The sequence below is a fragment of the Sphingomonas sp. LY54 genome (genome assembly GCF_035594035.1).
Lineage (GTDB): Bacteria > Pseudomonadota > Alphaproteobacteria > Sphingomonadales > Sphingomonadaceae > Allosphingosinicella.
The window spans coordinates 1,470,189-1,485,644 of record NZ_CP141588.1; the positions used below are offsets into that span (position 1 = coordinate 1,470,189).

Annotated in this window: 15 protein-coding genes; 8 read left to right on the top strand and 7 right to left on the bottom strand. The window is 63.7% G+C overall.

Annotated features, from left to right (window positions below; genetic code table 11):
• The first annotated feature begins 16 nt into the window (after positions 1–16).
• Together SH591_RS07465 and SH591_RS07470 are read left to right on the top strand one after the other, a co-directional pair.
• Positions 17–901 (top strand): hypothetical protein, encoded by an 885-nt coding sequence (locus SH591_RS07465; RefSeq protein ID WP_324751177.1) that lies wholly within the window; start codon positions 17–19, stop codon positions 899–901.
• 252 nt (positions 902–1,153) lie between these two features.
• Positions 1,154–3,499, top strand: coding sequence for a putative bifunctional diguanylate cyclase/phosphodiesterase (locus tag SH591_RS07470; RefSeq protein ID WP_324751178.1), 2,346 nt, complete (start codon positions 1,154–1,156; stop codon positions 3,497–3,499).
• A 68-nt stretch (positions 3,500–3,567) separates the two neighbouring features.
• Here SH591_RS07470 and SH591_RS07475 read toward each other — a convergent pair whose 3' ends face one another.
• Both SH591_RS07475 and SH591_RS07480 read right to left on the bottom strand, forming a co-directional pair.
• On the bottom strand, positions 3,568–3,786 hold the full coding sequence (locus tag SH591_RS07475; RefSeq protein WP_324751179.1) for a hypothetical protein: 219 nt from the start codon (positions 3,784–3,786) through the stop codon (positions 3,568–3,570).
• A gap of 91 nt (positions 3,787–3,877) precedes the next feature.
• Complete coding sequence (locus tag SH591_RS07480) at positions 3,878–4,138, bottom strand: hypothetical protein (RefSeq protein WP_324751180.1); 261 nt, start codon at positions 4,136–4,138, stop codon at positions 3,878–3,880.
• Between the two features lie 226 nt (positions 4,139–4,364).
• Here SH591_RS07480 and SH591_RS07485 point away from each other — a divergent pair, with 226 nt between their 5' ends.
• The 6 genes from SH591_RS07485 to SH591_RS07510 all read left to right on the top strand — a co-directional run bounded on the left by SH591_RS07485 (position 4,365) and on the right by SH591_RS07510 (position 9,359).
• Entirely contained in the window at positions 4,365–5,363 is a 999-nt protein-coding gene (locus SH591_RS07485; protein ID WP_324751181.1) for a hypothetical protein, read from the top strand.
• A 146-nt stretch (positions 5,364–5,509) separates the two neighbouring features.
• Positions 5,510–5,827 (top strand): hypothetical protein, encoded by a 318-nt coding sequence (locus SH591_RS07490; RefSeq protein WP_324751182.1) that lies wholly within the window; start codon positions 5,510–5,512, stop codon positions 5,825–5,827.
• 412 nt (positions 5,828–6,239) lie between these two features.
• Positions 6,240–7,103, top strand: a complete 864-nt coding sequence (locus tag SH591_RS07495; protein WP_324751183.1) for a hypothetical protein — start codon at positions 6,240–6,242, stop codon at positions 7,101–7,103.
• A 34-nt stretch (positions 7,104–7,137) separates the two neighbouring features.
• Positions 7,138–8,178 carry a hypothetical protein gene (locus tag SH591_RS07500; protein WP_324751184.1) on the top strand — a complete coding sequence of 347 codons (1,041 nt, stop codon included), beginning with the start codon at positions 7,138–7,140 and terminating at the stop codon, positions 8,176–8,178.
• Between the two features lie 209 nt (positions 8,179–8,387).
• Positions 8,388–8,825, top strand: a complete 438-nt coding sequence (locus SH591_RS07505; protein WP_324751185.1) for a DUF2442 domain-containing protein — start codon at positions 8,388–8,390, stop codon at positions 8,823–8,825.
• Positions 8,826–8,921: 96 nt separating this feature from the next.
• Positions 8,922–9,359 carry a hypothetical protein gene (locus SH591_RS07510; protein WP_324751186.1) on the top strand — a complete coding sequence of 146 codons (438 nt, stop codon included), beginning with the start codon at positions 8,922–8,924 and terminating at the stop codon, positions 9,357–9,359.
• 160 nt (positions 9,360–9,519) lie between these two features.
• On the opposite strand, the gene lepA is transcribed toward SH591_RS07510, so the two are convergent.
• From lepA to SH591_RS07535, 5 genes are all read right to left on the bottom strand, one after another.
• Positions 9,520–11,337, bottom strand: a complete 1,818-nt coding sequence (gene lepA, locus SH591_RS07515; protein WP_324751187.1) for a translation elongation factor 4 — start codon at positions 11,335–11,337, stop codon at positions 9,520–9,522.
• Between the two features lie 103 nt (positions 11,338–11,440).
• Positions 11,441–12,055, bottom strand: a complete 615-nt coding sequence (locus SH591_RS07520; protein WP_324751188.1) for a D-Ala-D-Ala carboxypeptidase family metallohydrolase — start codon at positions 12,053–12,055, stop codon at positions 11,441–11,443.
• Between the two features lie 69 nt (positions 12,056–12,124).
• Positions 12,125–12,805 (bottom strand): TadE/TadG family type IV pilus assembly protein, encoded by a 681-nt coding sequence (locus tag SH591_RS07525; RefSeq protein ID WP_324751189.1) that lies wholly within the window; start codon positions 12,803–12,805, stop codon positions 12,125–12,127.
• The gene (locus SH591_RS07530) at positions 12,802–13,392 is read right to left on the bottom strand and encodes a TadE/TadG family type IV pilus assembly protein (protein ID WP_324751190.1); all 591 of its coding nucleotides are present in this window, start codon (positions 13,390–13,392) and stop codon (positions 12,802–12,804) included. Before SH591_RS07530 ends, SH591_RS07525 begins: the two co-directional genes overlap by 4 nt.
• The gene (locus tag SH591_RS07535; RefSeq protein ID WP_324751191.1) at positions 13,389–15,380 is read right to left on the bottom strand and encodes a pilus assembly protein; all 1,992 of its coding nucleotides are present in this window, start codon (positions 15,378–15,380) and stop codon (positions 13,389–13,391) included. Before SH591_RS07535 ends, SH591_RS07530 begins: the two co-directional genes overlap by 4 nt.
• Between the last annotated feature and the right edge of the window lie 76 nt (positions 15,381–15,456).

Consider the following 15,456-nt stretch of genomic DNA (forward strand, 5'->3'; position numbering starts at 1 on the left):
CTAAGCGGAGGGGACCATGGCTGTCAGCGGTTTAAGTAAGGATCGCATCGAGATCCATTTCGATGTTCACGAACCCGTCGAATTGACGGAGATGACACTCGCCTTCCAAGGATTGAGCCGGGACTATAAGCGTTTTCTTAAAGAAAAGGTTCAGAACGAAGGCGGCAAAATTGGCGACGAGGACATTAAGCTCTACATCACCAAGATAGAGTCGAACTGCATTCTCGCCGAATTTGCCGGAGCCTCTAGCATCGTTGGGGCATATTTCAGTCTTCTTGATTACCAGAACATTTTTATCGAGTATGTGAAGCATTTCGACGTCGTCACGAGCTATTTTAAAACCTTAGCCGGACGGAAAGATCTTCGTTCAGCCGACATCGAGTGCACAAAGGCTGGTGCGCAGGCGATTGAAAGCGTCATGGCATTGGTTGCTAAGACTAAAAAGGGCAGGTTTGCCCTGAGGGCCCGGGCGGGCTCGGAAACGGGAAGCGGCCACAAGGTCTACGCCGAGGTAGAGCTGAGTAGCAACGACGCGGCCGAAGTTCAGCGAGGGGCATTAATCGCCCAAAAGGTCTTAGATTATCGCGGCGATGCCGATCACAAGAACGTCCTGATGTATTTTCAACGGACCAGCACCGACGACGCAAAAGCTCAAGGCAGGACAGACGACAAGGCGATTATACGCTCGATTTCGGAGAAACCGCTGCCCGTGCACTTTGCCTCCCAACTAGACCAAGAGCGGATCAATGATCTCAAAAGTGATCCGAAGGCCAACCCGTTCAAAGCGGCATATCGTGTGGACGTCAATGTGGAGACTGATCGTAAGGGGATTGCGCGATTTTACCGTGTCGTACACCTTCATGAAATCTTGCCAGAAGAAGAGGACGATGACGCGGCGTAATCGGGGCTGACGGCCATCTGGGTACGGAGCGCTCGACCACATCCACAGGATCATCGCCTTGCCGAGCGCGACGTGGCAGCGGCGGAACTCGCGATCGAGACAGGGGTGGGCGCCTCGTCCCTCCCCCATTTCCGCCGCGTGTTCAAGCGCTTCGCCTGTTACGGGCACGCACCAACGCCCGCCGGTCTTAACACTCCATCAAACAGTCTGCGGCTAGTACGGAGGGAACCGAGCTGCCGGCATTGGATGTCCATGTATCACACCCCCGTTCCCGCAGATTCCGATCCAGAAGAGAACGGGCCGGCGGACTATCCGGACGCCGTCGAGCTGCCGTCGGATGCCGGCAACCACCGCCTGCGCGAGGCGCATCTCCACAATGCCCAGGCCCGCACCACGGCCCTGTTCGCCTCCTATTTCGCGGGCGCCGGCGCCGGCGCGGCCGCGCTCGTCGCCTGGACGATGTTCGGCCATGTCGCCTTCAGCCTGCTCGGTCCCTGGGCCGGGATGGTCGCCATCGCTTTCTGGCTGACGTGGCGGCGCGCGATCGAGCAGGGCAATGTCGCCGGCAGCCGCAGCGCGCGCATCCAGCCGCACTGGCGGCCGGTAGTCGAGGCGGTCGGCCTCGCCGCGCTCTGGGCCTCGCTGCCCACTTACGCTTTCCCCGGCCTGCCGCTCGCCGATCAGGTCGTGATCGCCGGCGCGATGGGCGCCCTGATCATCGCCGCGATCGGCCTCGCCGCCGTGCCCGCCGCCGCGACCGCCTGGATCAGCACGATGACGCTAGGCCTGTGCGTCGCTTATTGGCACGGCAGCCCGGAGATCGATCCCAAGCTCGCCGTCACCATCATCGGCGTCGCCGCGATCGCGATCCTCGGCGTCGGCCGCCTGACGCGCTGGACCTTCGACCAGTTGCAGGAAATGGCGCGCGTCCGCACCCAGGCGGAATCCGTGCGGCTCTTGCTGCGCGAATATGAGCATCGCGGCGTCGGCTGGCTGTGGCAGGTCGATAGCGAGAATCGCGTCGTCTACATCTCGTCGCGGATGACCGGCCTGCTCGGCCGCTCGACCAGCCAGTTGGTCGGCCATTCGCTGCCCGCCTCGCTGGGCGGCAACAGCGCGCTCGGCCGCACCCTGCTCGCCCGCCAGCCTTTCTCGAACCTCGAGATGGAGCTTCGCACCCGCCGCGGCGCGCGCTGGATCAGCCTTGCCGGCGATCCGATCATCGACATGGGCGGCCAGTTCCAGGGCTTCCGCGGCGTCGGCTCGGACATCACCGAGGTGAGGAAGACGCAGGAGCGCCTGACCAACCTCGCCAATATGGACGTGCTCTCCGGCCTGCCCAATCGCGGCCGCGTCCGCCAGCTGCTGGGCGAAGCCTTGTCGAACGCGCAGGCGACCAATGTGCCCTGCGCGATCATGTTCCTCGATCTCGACGGCTTCAAGCCGGTCAACGACACGTTCGGCCACCCCAAGGGCGATGCGGTGCTGAAGAGCGTCGCCCAGCGCCTCGTCAAGGAGGTCGGCGCGGCCGGCCATGTCGGCCGCATGGGCGGCGACGAGTTCGCGATCGTGATCAAGGACGCGCAGGGCCGCAAGAGCGTCGAGAATATCGCCCAGCGCCTGATCGATTCGGTCGCCGAGCCCTATGTCATCGACCAGGTCGAGATCCGCATCGGCGTCTCGATCGGCTGCGCCTACGGCCCGATCGACGGCCAGAGCGTCGACGACCTCATCCAGAAGGCGGACCTCGCGCTCTATCAGGCCAAGAATGAGGGCCGCGGCACCTGCTGCTATTTCAACTCCGACATGCAGAGCGTCGCCGAGCACAAGATGCGGCTCGAGCAGGACCTCGCCGCCGCGATCGGATCGGGCCAGCTGCGCCTGCTCTACCAGCCGCTCATCTCGGCCGCGGACCAGTCGCTGGTCGGCTTCGAGGCCCTGATCCGCTGGCACCACCCGACCCGCGGCATCGTCTCGCCCAACGATTTCATCCCGCTCGCCGAGGAGACGGGGCTGATCATGCAGCTCGGCGACTGGGTGATCCAGGAGGCGTGCCGCGCCGCCGCCACCTGGCCCGAGAACATTACCGTCGCCGTCAACCTCTCGGCCCGCCAGCTCGTGATGCGCGCGCTCCCCGCGACCGTGAGCGCAGCGCTCGGCAAATACCGCCTGCCCGCCAACCGGCTCGAGCTCGAGGTCACCGAGACCGTCTTCCTCGAGGATTCGGAAGGCTCGCTGGACGTGCTGAAGCGGCTGCGGGCGCTCGGCGTCGGCATCGCGCTCGACGATTTCGGCACCGGCTACTCCTCGCTCGGCTATCTCAACAAGGCGGTCTTCCACAAACTGAAGATCGACGGCTCGTTCGTGCGCGAGGCGGCCAACAACAAGGAGACGGTCGCGATCATCCAGTCGATCGTCCAGCTCGCCAAGAGCTTCCGCATGACGGTCACCGCCGAAGGGGTCGAGACCGCCGACGACTTCACGCGCATGCGCGATCTCGGCTGCCACCAGATCCAGGGCTATCTGTTCGGCCGGCCGATGGATTACGAGCGCGCCAGCGAGCTCGTCCACGGCGCCCAGAGCCGCCTCACCGCGTAACGCGGGAGTCACCCCTCCCCTCGCGGGAGGTTAAGGGGGAGGGGCAATCCGCCCACTCCCCGCACCCGCTATTTCTTGAACATGCCCGTGGCGTATTTGCGCTCGGTGCGGATCTTGGCCGGGGCGCGCGCGCCCTCGCGTTCGGCGCGTTCGCCGACATTGGCGGCGAGCCGGCGGTAGACGCCCGAGGCGCGGCGCAGCCGCATGCGCTCGGCTTCGGTGGTGGCTTCGGCGAGCTGCGCGGTGGCGGCGTCTGCCTGGGCCATGAAATCTTCGGCCGTGCTCATCGGCAATGTCCTTATCGGAGGGTCGCCGGCGCGCAGGCCGACATGGTTCGGGCCTGCGCGCTTATCCGCCGCCGCGCAAGCGCATTCGCCCCTAGGCGTCGCTCCCGTCCCCCGAGCCGTGCACCCAGGCCGCCGGGTCGTCGCCCGCGTCGGGGATGACGTCGCCCTCCTCGTCGGGTCCCATCGCCGGCTCGGGCGGTGGGCCTTCCGCCGGCGCGAGCCCGACCAGCCGCAGCCGCTCGGCCACCTCGTCCTCGCCCTTGCCGAGCGCGCAGGCGATGTCCCTGACGCTCACGCCCTCTCCGTGCAGCCCCTTCATCCGCTGCAGGTCTTCGGCATTCCATGCGTCCATCAAAGCCTCTCCTAGCCGAGCCCAAGGCCGCCGACGCGCAGCGGCGCCGAGCCTTGGGCGAAGAGCCGGGGAGAGGCCGGCCAGCCGGCGGCAAAGCCGTCCGGTCTGACGTCACGGGATTCACTCCCGTGACGGCCTCCACTCCGCACCATTCTCCCCCAACGCTTCACCCGCCCCGCATTTTCCATTTTCCTACACATAACCATATCGGTTATACACTCTCCCCATGCAGTACCAAATCCCCGTCGTCTGCGACCGCTGCCGCGCCTCCGGCCGGCCCGGCGCCGATCCGTTCGCCGGCTTCGGCGCCCTGCTCGATTTTACCCCCGTCCCGCGCCGCAACGCCCGCGCCGACGGCTGGGACGCGCAATGCCAGCGCGCCTTCATCGCCGCTCTGTCGCTGACCGGCTCGCCCCGCGCCGCCGCCCGCGCGGTCGGCAAGGCCCAATATGGCGTCACCCAATTGCTGGCCGCGCCCGGCAATGAGGGCTTTTGCGCGGCCTATCGGGAGGCGATGGCGATCGCCGCCGACGAGCGCAGCCGCCGCCTCGTCGAGGGTCTCGGCGCGGTCGCCGCCGAGCAGGCCGGCTGGCGCCCGCCCGACGCCCCCTGGTCCAACGCCAGGACCAGAAATCCTCCCCTTCCTTTCCAGGGGAGGGGGACCGCGCGCAGCGTGGTGGAAAGTCCCGCGGTGGAGGGGCCATCCGACCCCCGCACCCCCGACGACGAGCGCTGGCTCTGGCTCGATCGCCTCGTCCGCACATATCGGATCAAGCTCGAGCAGGAGCGCACCGCGCGCCTCGCCGGCCAGATCGTCGCCGCCGATTTCTATTTGCGCCAGCTCACCTATGTCGAGGTGCTGATCGACCTGGCGGGCACGGACGGATTCCGCATCCTCACCGAGCATCGCGAGCGCGGCACCCCGCTCATCGCCATGGCCGAGACGCCGATGTCGCGCCTGCTCGACGAGGCGCGGCGCGCCAAATGGGCCGAGCTCGGCGAGCCGCCCCGCCCCGCCCCGATCCCGCGCGACCTCCTCGCCGACCACGGCCGCTTCAGCATCGAGCCGCCGGAAGCCACAAGGGGCGGCCTGGATCGCAGCCACGTGGAGCAGCGGGCCGCCTTTGAGAAGCGGCACCGGCAGGCCGCTGCCGACCAGGTCGCCTGGGAGGAGGCGGCGCGCCAAGAGCATGACCGCCGGCGCGACAGCGCCGCCGGATCATGATCGAGAGTCGCGGCACCTGCCCGGACGGCCTGCGCCGCAGGCGACAGGTCCGACGTCACGAGGCCGCCCTCGTGACGCAGCACCAGCCCCACCGAACCTGCGCCACCTTCTGCCGAACCCTATTAGGACACTGAAAGGCCCCGCCAATGCCCCCCGACCAGACCATAAGCGCCCTGCTCGCCGCCGCCGGCCGCTCCGCCGAGGAGGACATCCAGGCGCTCGCCCGCCGCGCCGCCCGCGCCGCCTGGGTCGAGCGCCGCATCGAGGATCTGCGCCGCGCCCAGCGCGAAGCCGACGCCGCCTGGTTCCGCCTGCTCGACGGCCTCCCCGAAGACCTCGACGAGGACGAACTCGACGCCCTCCCCGAGCCCCCCAAACAAGCCGCCCTCGCCGCCATCCACGCCGAGCTGGATGCGGTCAGGTATCATGATCGGTGGCCCGAGGAGCTGTATTGGAGCCTTTAGCGCCGCGCCTAAGGCCGCCGACGCGCAGCGACGCCGGACTTAGGCAAGAGCCGCGACAGGCCGGACGGCCTGCGCCGCAGGCGACAGGACCGACGGCGCAGGCCGCCCTGCGCCCTTACTTCACCTGTAGCGCCCGCGCCGAGCGACGCCCACGCGGCACGCGACGCCGAAGCTCGGCAAGAGAGCGCAAAAGCCAGCCAGCCTGCGCCGCAGGGACTGCGCCGACGGCGATGGACGCCACGCGGCTGCGGACTAGGCTTGCCGCGATTGAAGCGGAGTCTCCAGCGCCGCGCAAAAAACACGACATGGTCCGACTCCGTACTCCACCGATGACCATTTCGACTGTCAAATCTCTTGGATAGAATCATCGAAGGTGGTTTATGATGGGATATTGATGGCGTGAGGCTAGTCGATGAATTCTGCCACCTACACACAAAATCGGCTCCGACAGCTTAAAGGCCTAGTCACCATCGACCCGTGGCACGAGGGCAAACCTCTTCAAGGAAGCGTGGCTCTTCACGCCTACGTTCATTTCGACGAAGCGCGTCTTGGAGGAGAAGCTGGTGACGAAATTTCATTTCGACTGTTCCTACGCAGAGCCGAAATCAAGCTTCTTCAAACGGAGCCGAAATCATTTGAAATTGACCCTCGAGAAATCTGGCGGGGCGATGATGACATCACAGGTAAGATTGTGCACTCGGCGGAAGAAAGGTCCGGCTCCCAAACATTAAAGGCGGCATCGACTGGAATCGGAGCAAGGACACTTCTAAGCGGCGCTGTATCAAAGGCTGCCGATAGCGCGCAGGTTCGTAAAACCGAAATTTCTGCCGAGGGCCCGGTCAAACGCATCGCCATCTCTTTTCAAAGAACGAGCCCAGATCAACCCACGTGGATATTAAGGCCGACCACCAACGCTCCCCACGTCGAAGGTTATCAGATTCTCTCTGGGCGAGCGTGGGATGAGGGCCTCCAACGCCTCCTTACAATGAGAGTTAACCGGCGTCATGCCGCCACGGAGATGCTGGCAGCCATCAAGCTACTCATTCAGTGTCGGCGGGAAGATATAATTTTTAGCGACATTAAAGTCAGGCATTCCGATGGTAGTTACAACGCTCTGTCCGACTCGTCTACTAAACGCCTCGTAGTTCAAGAGTATTTGAAGGACCAGCTTATACGTGAGGGCTTACACGCTGGAGATATGAACGCGCCCTTTTCTGTAGTAGTTCTCGGGGAAGCTACGTCTGAATTTAGGCAAGAACACGATGTGGCAGAATGAACGATTCTGGGACACGAGAATAATCTGTGACATAGTGCACTGCGATAGCGACCAGATAGCTGACCTTATTGCTGCGGCCGAAATTGAACCGACCCATTTTTTCCGGCATGTCGACTTCACGGGAGTTGATCTGAGGGGTCAGGATTTGTCGCCCTTTGACGTTTCTCGTGTATCTTTTGATGGGGCCATTTGCGACAGTACTACCTTAATTGGTGGCAACAAGCGCCCCATAACAGATAGATTGGCGTTCGAGCTGGGCGCGTTACGCGCGATCGACGAAGCTGGCCCAATGTTTGATTTGACTCGGCTACAAAGAGACATATTGGCTTTGTTTTCGAGTTCAGTCCCATTCGGACTGTTCATTGCCAGCTTCGAAGACATGAGATCATTCGTGGCCGATATCTTCCAGAGCAGTGATGATGTCGGGACTTTAGCTGTAAATAGAGGATATATTCGTCGTCAGGTACTTTTCTGGGCGTTGCCAGAAAATACGCGAAATCTACGTGTAGCTCTTAAGCATATGTTGGCCAAGGAATTTCCTGGCATCTTTCCGTCTTCTGCTAGACCGCTCGCCCAGCTCGAGCTGAAGCTTGACAGGACGTCAGATAAGTTGGCGCGTCCTAAGGTTGACACGTTACGAGAATATTTGCAGCTCACCAGGCGGATTGCTGGCGTCACCGACATATGGATACTCGTAAGAGGAAACGACATCGCAAAGCATTTGGGTGATATTAGGAGCATTATATCGGAGCATAGCCGGGTTCATTTTTTTGTTGCGGTAGATAAGGATGAAAGAATTCCGTCACTTGGTATACTCGATGTGTCTCCGCGTTTGTCCTTCAAAAGAATAAGCCTATCAGAATACTCAAGGAGGGGAGTCCGAGGCCACCTTGATGACGTGGAGGATAAAACTGGGCGCTGCGTCCGCTTTACGCCCGCCTTTCGGAAAGGCGCGGAAAGATTTGAGAATTGGGATAGTGTAAAAGGACGAATTCGCTCCATTGTTGCAGAGGAGCTAGAGTCACTGACTGTTAGCCCCTTAGTTGTGGGAAAGCGGCTCTTGGGACGTCTATAAAATGCGCGCATCCGACCCTCGGCGCAACTGAACTCCAGCATGGCAAGGGTTCGACCGACGTGGCCAATTGCGCGCAGCCGGGGCACTCGGCAAACAGGCGTCGAAAGCACGATGCTGCTCAACCACCTTCTTAGTAGTCCTCACCTTCGCCCGTGCAACTATTGCACTATCTGCACTTCATGGTCGATGGAACTGAGCGGAGACGGCCAATGAGCATCGGCAGGATCGAAACCGCGGCGCCGTGCGGGCCCGCCCGGCTCGCCCTCGCCTGGGACGACGACCGCCGCGCCGAACTGGATCTCGCGCCGCTGATCGCGGCCCGGCCGGTGCTGGCCCCGCTCGCCGATCCCGAGACGTTCCGGAACCTCCGTCTCACCGAGGACGGCTGGTCAATCGAATGGCCGGGCTGCGGCATCGATCTCGGCGCCGGCCAGCTTCGCCGCTGGGCCGACGAGCAAGCCGGGGAGGCGATGCCGGCTCCGGCCTTTCGTGCCTGGATGGAGCGCCACGGCCTCACCCTCGACCGCGCCGCCGAAGCGCTCGGCCTCTCGCGCCGCACGGTGGCTTATTATCTGAGCGGCGAGCAGCCGGTGCCCAAGACGGTGATGCTGGCGACCGAAGGCTATGACCGGCGTCAGGCGGCCTAGCGGGGAAAGTCCAGCGGGAGTCGAGCCCGGCCGCTGCCGCCTTTAAACATTTCATCATCCAACCGTTGTCAGACTCGGGCTGACAAAGGGCAAGCCATGATGACCAAGACCCGGCTGGCGATACTCGCCGTGCTTTCCATCGCAACCACGGCCTGCGCCACGCGCTGGGAACCCGAAGATTCGGACCCGCGAACCCTGCCCAGCGCTTGCGCGTCGCACCGCGCGCCCGAAGTAGATACGTTTCCCGCGGGCGGCCTCCGTGCGGCCTACCAGTTCGTGACGCAGGACGCCCCCGAGCGGGAACGGACGGCCTTCATACGCGCTACGGGCATCAACGGCTTCGGTCTTGTCCCGCTGACCATCAACCTCAACGGCAAGGACACGCTGATCGCGTACGGCCCCGCCGTGCTGCAGAATCAAGCAGAGGTCGATGCCGAATTCGCGAAGGCGTGTTCCATGGACCAGGGCCGCGTCTACCTGACGCATGTGAGGCACAATCCAGTGGACGAGGAAGGCCCCGTCCGGGTGCGCTAGGGCCAGTCAGATACGCATGAACTCAAAGCCTAGCCGCGAACTGAATTCGCGGCGTCGAACGGGCTCGGCTGGCCAGGCCAGCCGCCACGCCGGCCGGGCGTTCGGCTGATCCGCGGCCAAGTCGGCGATTGCTGCGCAATCCCCTCCTTAGCCTGGGGCCTTACTCCTCCCCCATCCGCAAGGCAGCAATAAACGCCTCCTGCGGAATGCTCACCGACCCATATTCGCGCATCCGCGCCTTGCCGGCCTTCTGCTTCTCGAGCAGCTTCTTCTTGCGGCTGATGTCGCCGCCATAGCATTTGGCGGTGACGTCCTTGCGCAGCGCCGCGATCGTCTCGCGGGCGATGACCTTGCCGCCGATCGCGGCCTGGATCGGGATCTTGAACAGGTGGCGCGGGATCAGATCCTTCAGCCGCTCGCACATGCCGCGGCCGCGGGTCTCGGCGACTGCGCGGTGGACGATCATCGACAGAGCGTCGACCGGCTCATTGTTGACGAGGATGCTCATCTTGACCAGATCCCCCTCGCGGTGGCCGATCTGGTGATAGTCGAAGCTCGCATAGCCGCGCGAAATCGACTTCAGGCGGTCGTAGAAGTCGAACACCACTTCATTGAGCGGCAGCTCGTAGGTGAGCTGGGCGCGGCCGGCGACATAGGTCAGGTTCTTCTGGATGCCGCGGCGGTCCTGGCAGAGCTTGAGGATCGAGCCGAGATGCTCGTCGGGCACGTAGATGGTCGCCTCGATCCACGGCTCCTCGATGCTCTCGATCCGGTTGGGATCGGGCATGTCGGCCGGGTTGTGGAGCTCGATCGTCTTGGCCGGCTCCTCCTTCGAGTGCGACAAAGCGATATGGTAGACCACGCTCGGCGCGGTCGTGATGAGGTCGAGATCGTACTCGCGGGTGAGCCGCTCCTGGATGATCTCGAGGTGGAGGAGCCCGAGGAAGCCGCAGCGGAAGCCGAAGCCGAGCGCGGCGCTGGTCTCCATCTCGAAGCTGAATGACGCGTCGTTGAGGCGCAGCTTGGAAATGCTCTCGCGCAGTTTCTCGAAGTCGTTGGCGTCGACCGGAAAGAGCCCGCAGAAGACGACCGGCTGGACTTCCTTGAAGCCCGGAAGCGGCGCGGCGGCGGGCTTCTTGGCGTCGGTGATCGTGTCGCCGACGCGGGTCTCGCTGATGTCCTTGATCTGTGCGGTGATGAAGCCGATCTCGCCCGGGCCCAAATCGGGCAATTGCTCGATCTTGGGGCGGAAGGCGCCGACGCGGTCGACCAGGTGGACGGTGCCGGCCTGCATGAACTTGATCTGCTGGCCCTTCTTGATCGCGCCGTCGATGACGCGGATCAGGATGACGACGCCGAGATAGGGGTCGTACCAGGAGTCGACCAGCATCGCTTTCAGCGGCGCGTCCCTATCCCCCTTCGGAGGGGGTATCCTCGTGACGATCGCTTCCAGTATCTCGTCGATGCCGATGCCGCTCTTGGCCGACGCGAGCACGGCGTCGTCGGCGGGGAGGCCGATAATGTCCTCGATCTCCTTCTTGACCTGCTCGGGCTCGGCGGCGGGGAGGTCGATCTTGTTGATCACCGGCACGATCTCGTGATTGTGCTCGATCGACTGGTAGACGTTGGCGAGCGTCTGCGCCTCCACCCCCTGCGCGGCGTCGACCACCAGCAGCGCGCCTTCGCAGGCGGCGAGCGAGCGGCTGACTTCATAGGCGAAATCGACGTGGCCGGGCGTGTCCATGAGGTTCAGGACATAGTCCTTGCCGTCCTTGGCCTTGTAGTCGAGGCGCACGGTCTGCGCCTTGATGGTGATGCCGCGCTCCTTCTCGATGTCCATATTGTCGAGCACCTGCGCCGACATTTCGCGCTCGGTGAGCCCGCCGGTGCGCTGGATCAGCCGGTCGGCGAGCGTCGACTTGCCGTGGTCGATATGGGCGATGATCGAGAAATTGCGTATCCGCTCAAGTTCAGTCACAAAATCAGCCAATTTTCAGGAAGCCGCGAAGGCGTTGCGGCCCGATAGCAAAGAAGCTGGCAAATCCAAAGCGTCGTGGCGCGGCTGGCCGCTAAGGGCGGTCTCAGGCGTTGCAGGGCGAGGTCGCGCCCTTGCCATCCGGGCCCCATTTGCGGAAGCCCTTCGAATCGACGTGGAAGCGGCGGCCGCTGTAGAAGCCGAGGCCGACATCGTAGCCGGCGCCGCGGAAGCCGTGGATTGCGCACAGGCTGCGGATCATGCCGTCGCGGCTCACGGCCCGGAGCGGGGCGAGATCGAGCGCGTAGAAATGGCGGTGGGCGCTTTCGGGCGCGCCGCGGGCGCAGCGGTTCAGTTCGGCATTGCGGTAGCCCGACAGCGCCTCGACCTCGCCCAACACCGGCTGAACGTGGTTCTTCACGAAGCGCAACGTCTTCGCGACATGCTGCCATTCGCCGAAGGGCGCGACCTCGAACCGGGGTCCGTCGCATTCGCGCCACATGCTGGCGGTGCGGACCAGCTGCCAGGTCGGCAGCACGTCCTCGACCTTCTCCATGCCGAGAAACTGCTTGAACGCGATCACCTGCGCCCGCGCCGCCGGGCTCTTGGCGAGCCAGGCATGGTAATCGGCCTCGGCCTGGCCCTCGGCCACCTCCTGCGCGCGCGCAGGCGCGGCGAGCGCCGTCAGGCCGGCGAGAAACAGAAGAAAAGGGCGCAGCATCAAGACGATATAGGCGCAAGGCGCGGTCATTCCAGACCACGCTCGCCGTCATTGCCGCCGAACCGCCGGTCAGGCGGTGAAGAGATTGCAGGTGGAAGGAGTCACTGCCGGCGAGGGATTGGACGGGTTGTTGGCCGGCCTGAGATCGCGCCGGTTGCGCACCAGGAAGGCGTATTTCACGCGAATGGTGGGATCGCCGAACTGGGTCGTGATGAGGTGCCGGTAATTGTAGGTGATCTCGACGAACATCACCGCCGAATTGGCGGGCGCCCTGATCTGTTTGCCAACAGGGCCCATGCCGGTGATGACCGGCCGCCCGAGCGCACCGTCGCCCGCGACCCCATAGGTGGAAGGGTAGTTGGCGAGCCCGACGCAACGCTGCCAGTGGATCCACTGGTTGCCCGCCGAATTCTGCTCGAGGCTCGACAGGATCACGCGTCCTCGCTGGGTAATATCGTAATTGCCGGACTGGAGCCGCACGGCTTCGAACGCATCGTTGATATCGGATTCCCGAATAATGGTCATGCCGAGCGGGCTGGCTTCACCCAGCCGCGACACGGTGTCGGCCAGGTTGGCCGCGACCTGGCTGACCCGCATGTGCGCCAACATCAGATTCGCGGCTTCGAGCCCGAGGACGCCCATCGTCAGCACCAATGGTGCCGCCATCGCGAATTCGGTGAGCGCGAACCCGCCGCGGTCCGCCCAGAGAGCACGCCGGCGCAACGCGCCAAAGATACGGGAAGCAATCATGGGCACACCGCAAAAACAGGACGGGTTTGGTTGCCGTAAGGCTGGTTGCGAAGGACCGTGGACGCCTTCACCTCCTGCGTGGGGGGCAAGCCCACCATCTGCGCCATCGGGAACATCCGCGGATAGGAGATCGTAACGCGGTAGAGCACGGCGTCATGCGCCCCGCCCTGGCCGGTGCGGCCGAGATCGGCATCCCACTGACCGTTGCCATTGACGTCCTCGAAGCATTCGCCCGCATTCCACTGGCCGTTGCCGTTGGTGTCGTTAAACCGCTCCGGATCCCCGACCGAACTGAAGTCGCTGTAGCTCCGTCGCACCGGGACAAAGGTGGCGCCCGACCCCACAATCGTCCGCATCTGGGTCTCGACGTACGTGTCGATCTGGGCGCTGGCGGTCGTTCCCGTTTCGAGCGTGGCCTGACGCGCAACGGTCTGCATCACGCCCTGGAGGACGCTACTCGCATACATCGAATGCGCGACGTCAAAGAAGAACATCAGCATCAGGAAAAAGGTCGGGGCGACCAGCCCGAACTCCATCAGCGCCGCGCCGCGCGCGTCCCTGCGCAAAGTGAGTTTGCGGCGGCTCATCGCGTCAGCCTCAGTTCGGCGATCTGGGAGGCGATCGCGTTGAACTGCTCCATGAGTTGGGCGTCGCTCGATGCGTAGAAGGCCCTTCCGGGGCTAGCGCAATTTTGCAGCCTCGTGGTCATCGTCTGCGCATAGGCCACGACCCACAGAGTGATGTTCTTGCCCTTGATCGTCTCGCACACGGCGCTGAACCGTTCGTTGTGGCGACCCGTCAGGTTTGCGTTGTTGATCGACCCGCCGCTGACTCGCCGGTCAAGTTTCTCGTAGCCGTAAAGCCCATAGACACCGGTGCTTGCGCTCATGTCGCCGTCGGTCATGAAGATGATGTGGCGATTGATCGGACGAGCGTTCGGGGCCGTGGCGTTGCGCGCGGCAAAGATGCCGGTCGGCGAGATGAGACGCCCGCCCCAGATCAAGCCGAAATCGTGATAGGTGCTGCCGTCGGCCCGGAAGTCCGCCGCATTGACGTAGTTCGAAACCTCGGTCTGGGTCATGACGTCAAGATTGAGCGCGGCTTTCGGACATACGGCGGCCAGAGAGTTGCGATTGCTGGTAGACGTTTCATCAGCGAGGCCCGCACGATCATAGGCGACGGTTGGCCATGAAGGCCGCCAGCGCGTAGCGATCGAGTTGGGCGTGCGGTCGATATCGAGGTCGATCGCCCCGCTGGGGATCGAGCTGAACGTGGCTTGGGCAACCGTGTCACGCTCTTCGAGGCAGCCGTTCCAGGTCGAACTGACGTTGGTATAGTTGTTGCCGGTTAGGGTCGTGACCGCATTGCCCAGCTTGAACTGGCTGGTCGGATATTCGACTGCTTTATACCGCCATCTATAATTCGGGGTCCTCGTCACCGTGGTGGTGCGCTGCTCCTGCCGCGTGACAGTCCGGCGCTGGATCGTGCAGCGGGTCGCCGAAGTGTCTCGCCGATATTCCGTGTCGGTCGCCGTCCGCTGGTCGACGGTAACTTCCGTGATCACCCCCGACGAGTTGGTCGTCGTCGTCGTGTTGCTTGTGATCGTGCCGTTGCTGGTGGTCCTGGACGGCACCGAATTGTTACAGCCTGTGTTGGTCAGCCCACTGGTGAACGAATGGAAGACCCAGCTGCCGTTGTTCGTGGACGTCGTCGACCAGCCCGTCGGACCGCTGGTCGACGAACTGTAGCCGGCGATTTCACGCTCGCGTGACTGATAGGTCCAGTTGTCGACGATATAGTCGCTGGGCAGAAGCCTCCCGACATTCACGTTCGAGGAGTAAGGCACGAAGCCGATCCGGAGGCGCGAGCCGACTGCGGTCGCCGTGTTGATCGTGTCATAGAAGTTGACGACCGCCGTGCGGAGCGCCTTGATACGGGCGTTGCTCTTCTCGACGCCGCCATTGTTGCTGCAAGTGGCGGTCGTATCGGCAGCGGCACAGTTCATGGAGCCGGTCACGTCGAGCACGAACATGATGTCGTTGTTCGAGATCTGCAGCTGCGCCTCACAGGTGGCGTTGAGGGTGAATTCATCCCAGTTGAATATGCGGAGCAACGTCGTCGGGACGTGAGTCTGGGCCGTGCCCACGACCGTGCCGTTGGGCGCCCCGTCCACGATCACGTCCTCGATGGCGAAGGTGGTGAGGGTCGAACCGTAATCGCCGGTTTCGCGCGCGCTCGTCGTCGGATCGTCGAGGCCGCGCAGGTTGATATCGAAGAAGTTGCGCGCTTCGGTCCGCGGGTTCGGGCTCCCGGTCGGGTTGCCGTCGAGCGAATTGTTGACCATGACGCGGCGGGCCGCCAGCACGCCGGCATCGCAGGCCTGCTGGAGGCGCGTCTTCACGAGGTAGGCGCGGCCGAAATCCACCGCCCCGCCGACCATGCCCGCCATGGGCACCATCGCCGCGGCGGCGATCACCAAAGTGTTGCCGCGCGTGTCGCGCAACAGGCTCTGGAGGAAGCCGCGCTCGTACCGCTTCGGCGTTTTCCGCCTCTTGCGCATCTTGAGAACGGGCATCGCAACAGTCCCTTTCGATCGGCTAGGTCGGACGTCCAGCCGCCTAGGCCTACGCACGCCGCATTGATGGCGGGTA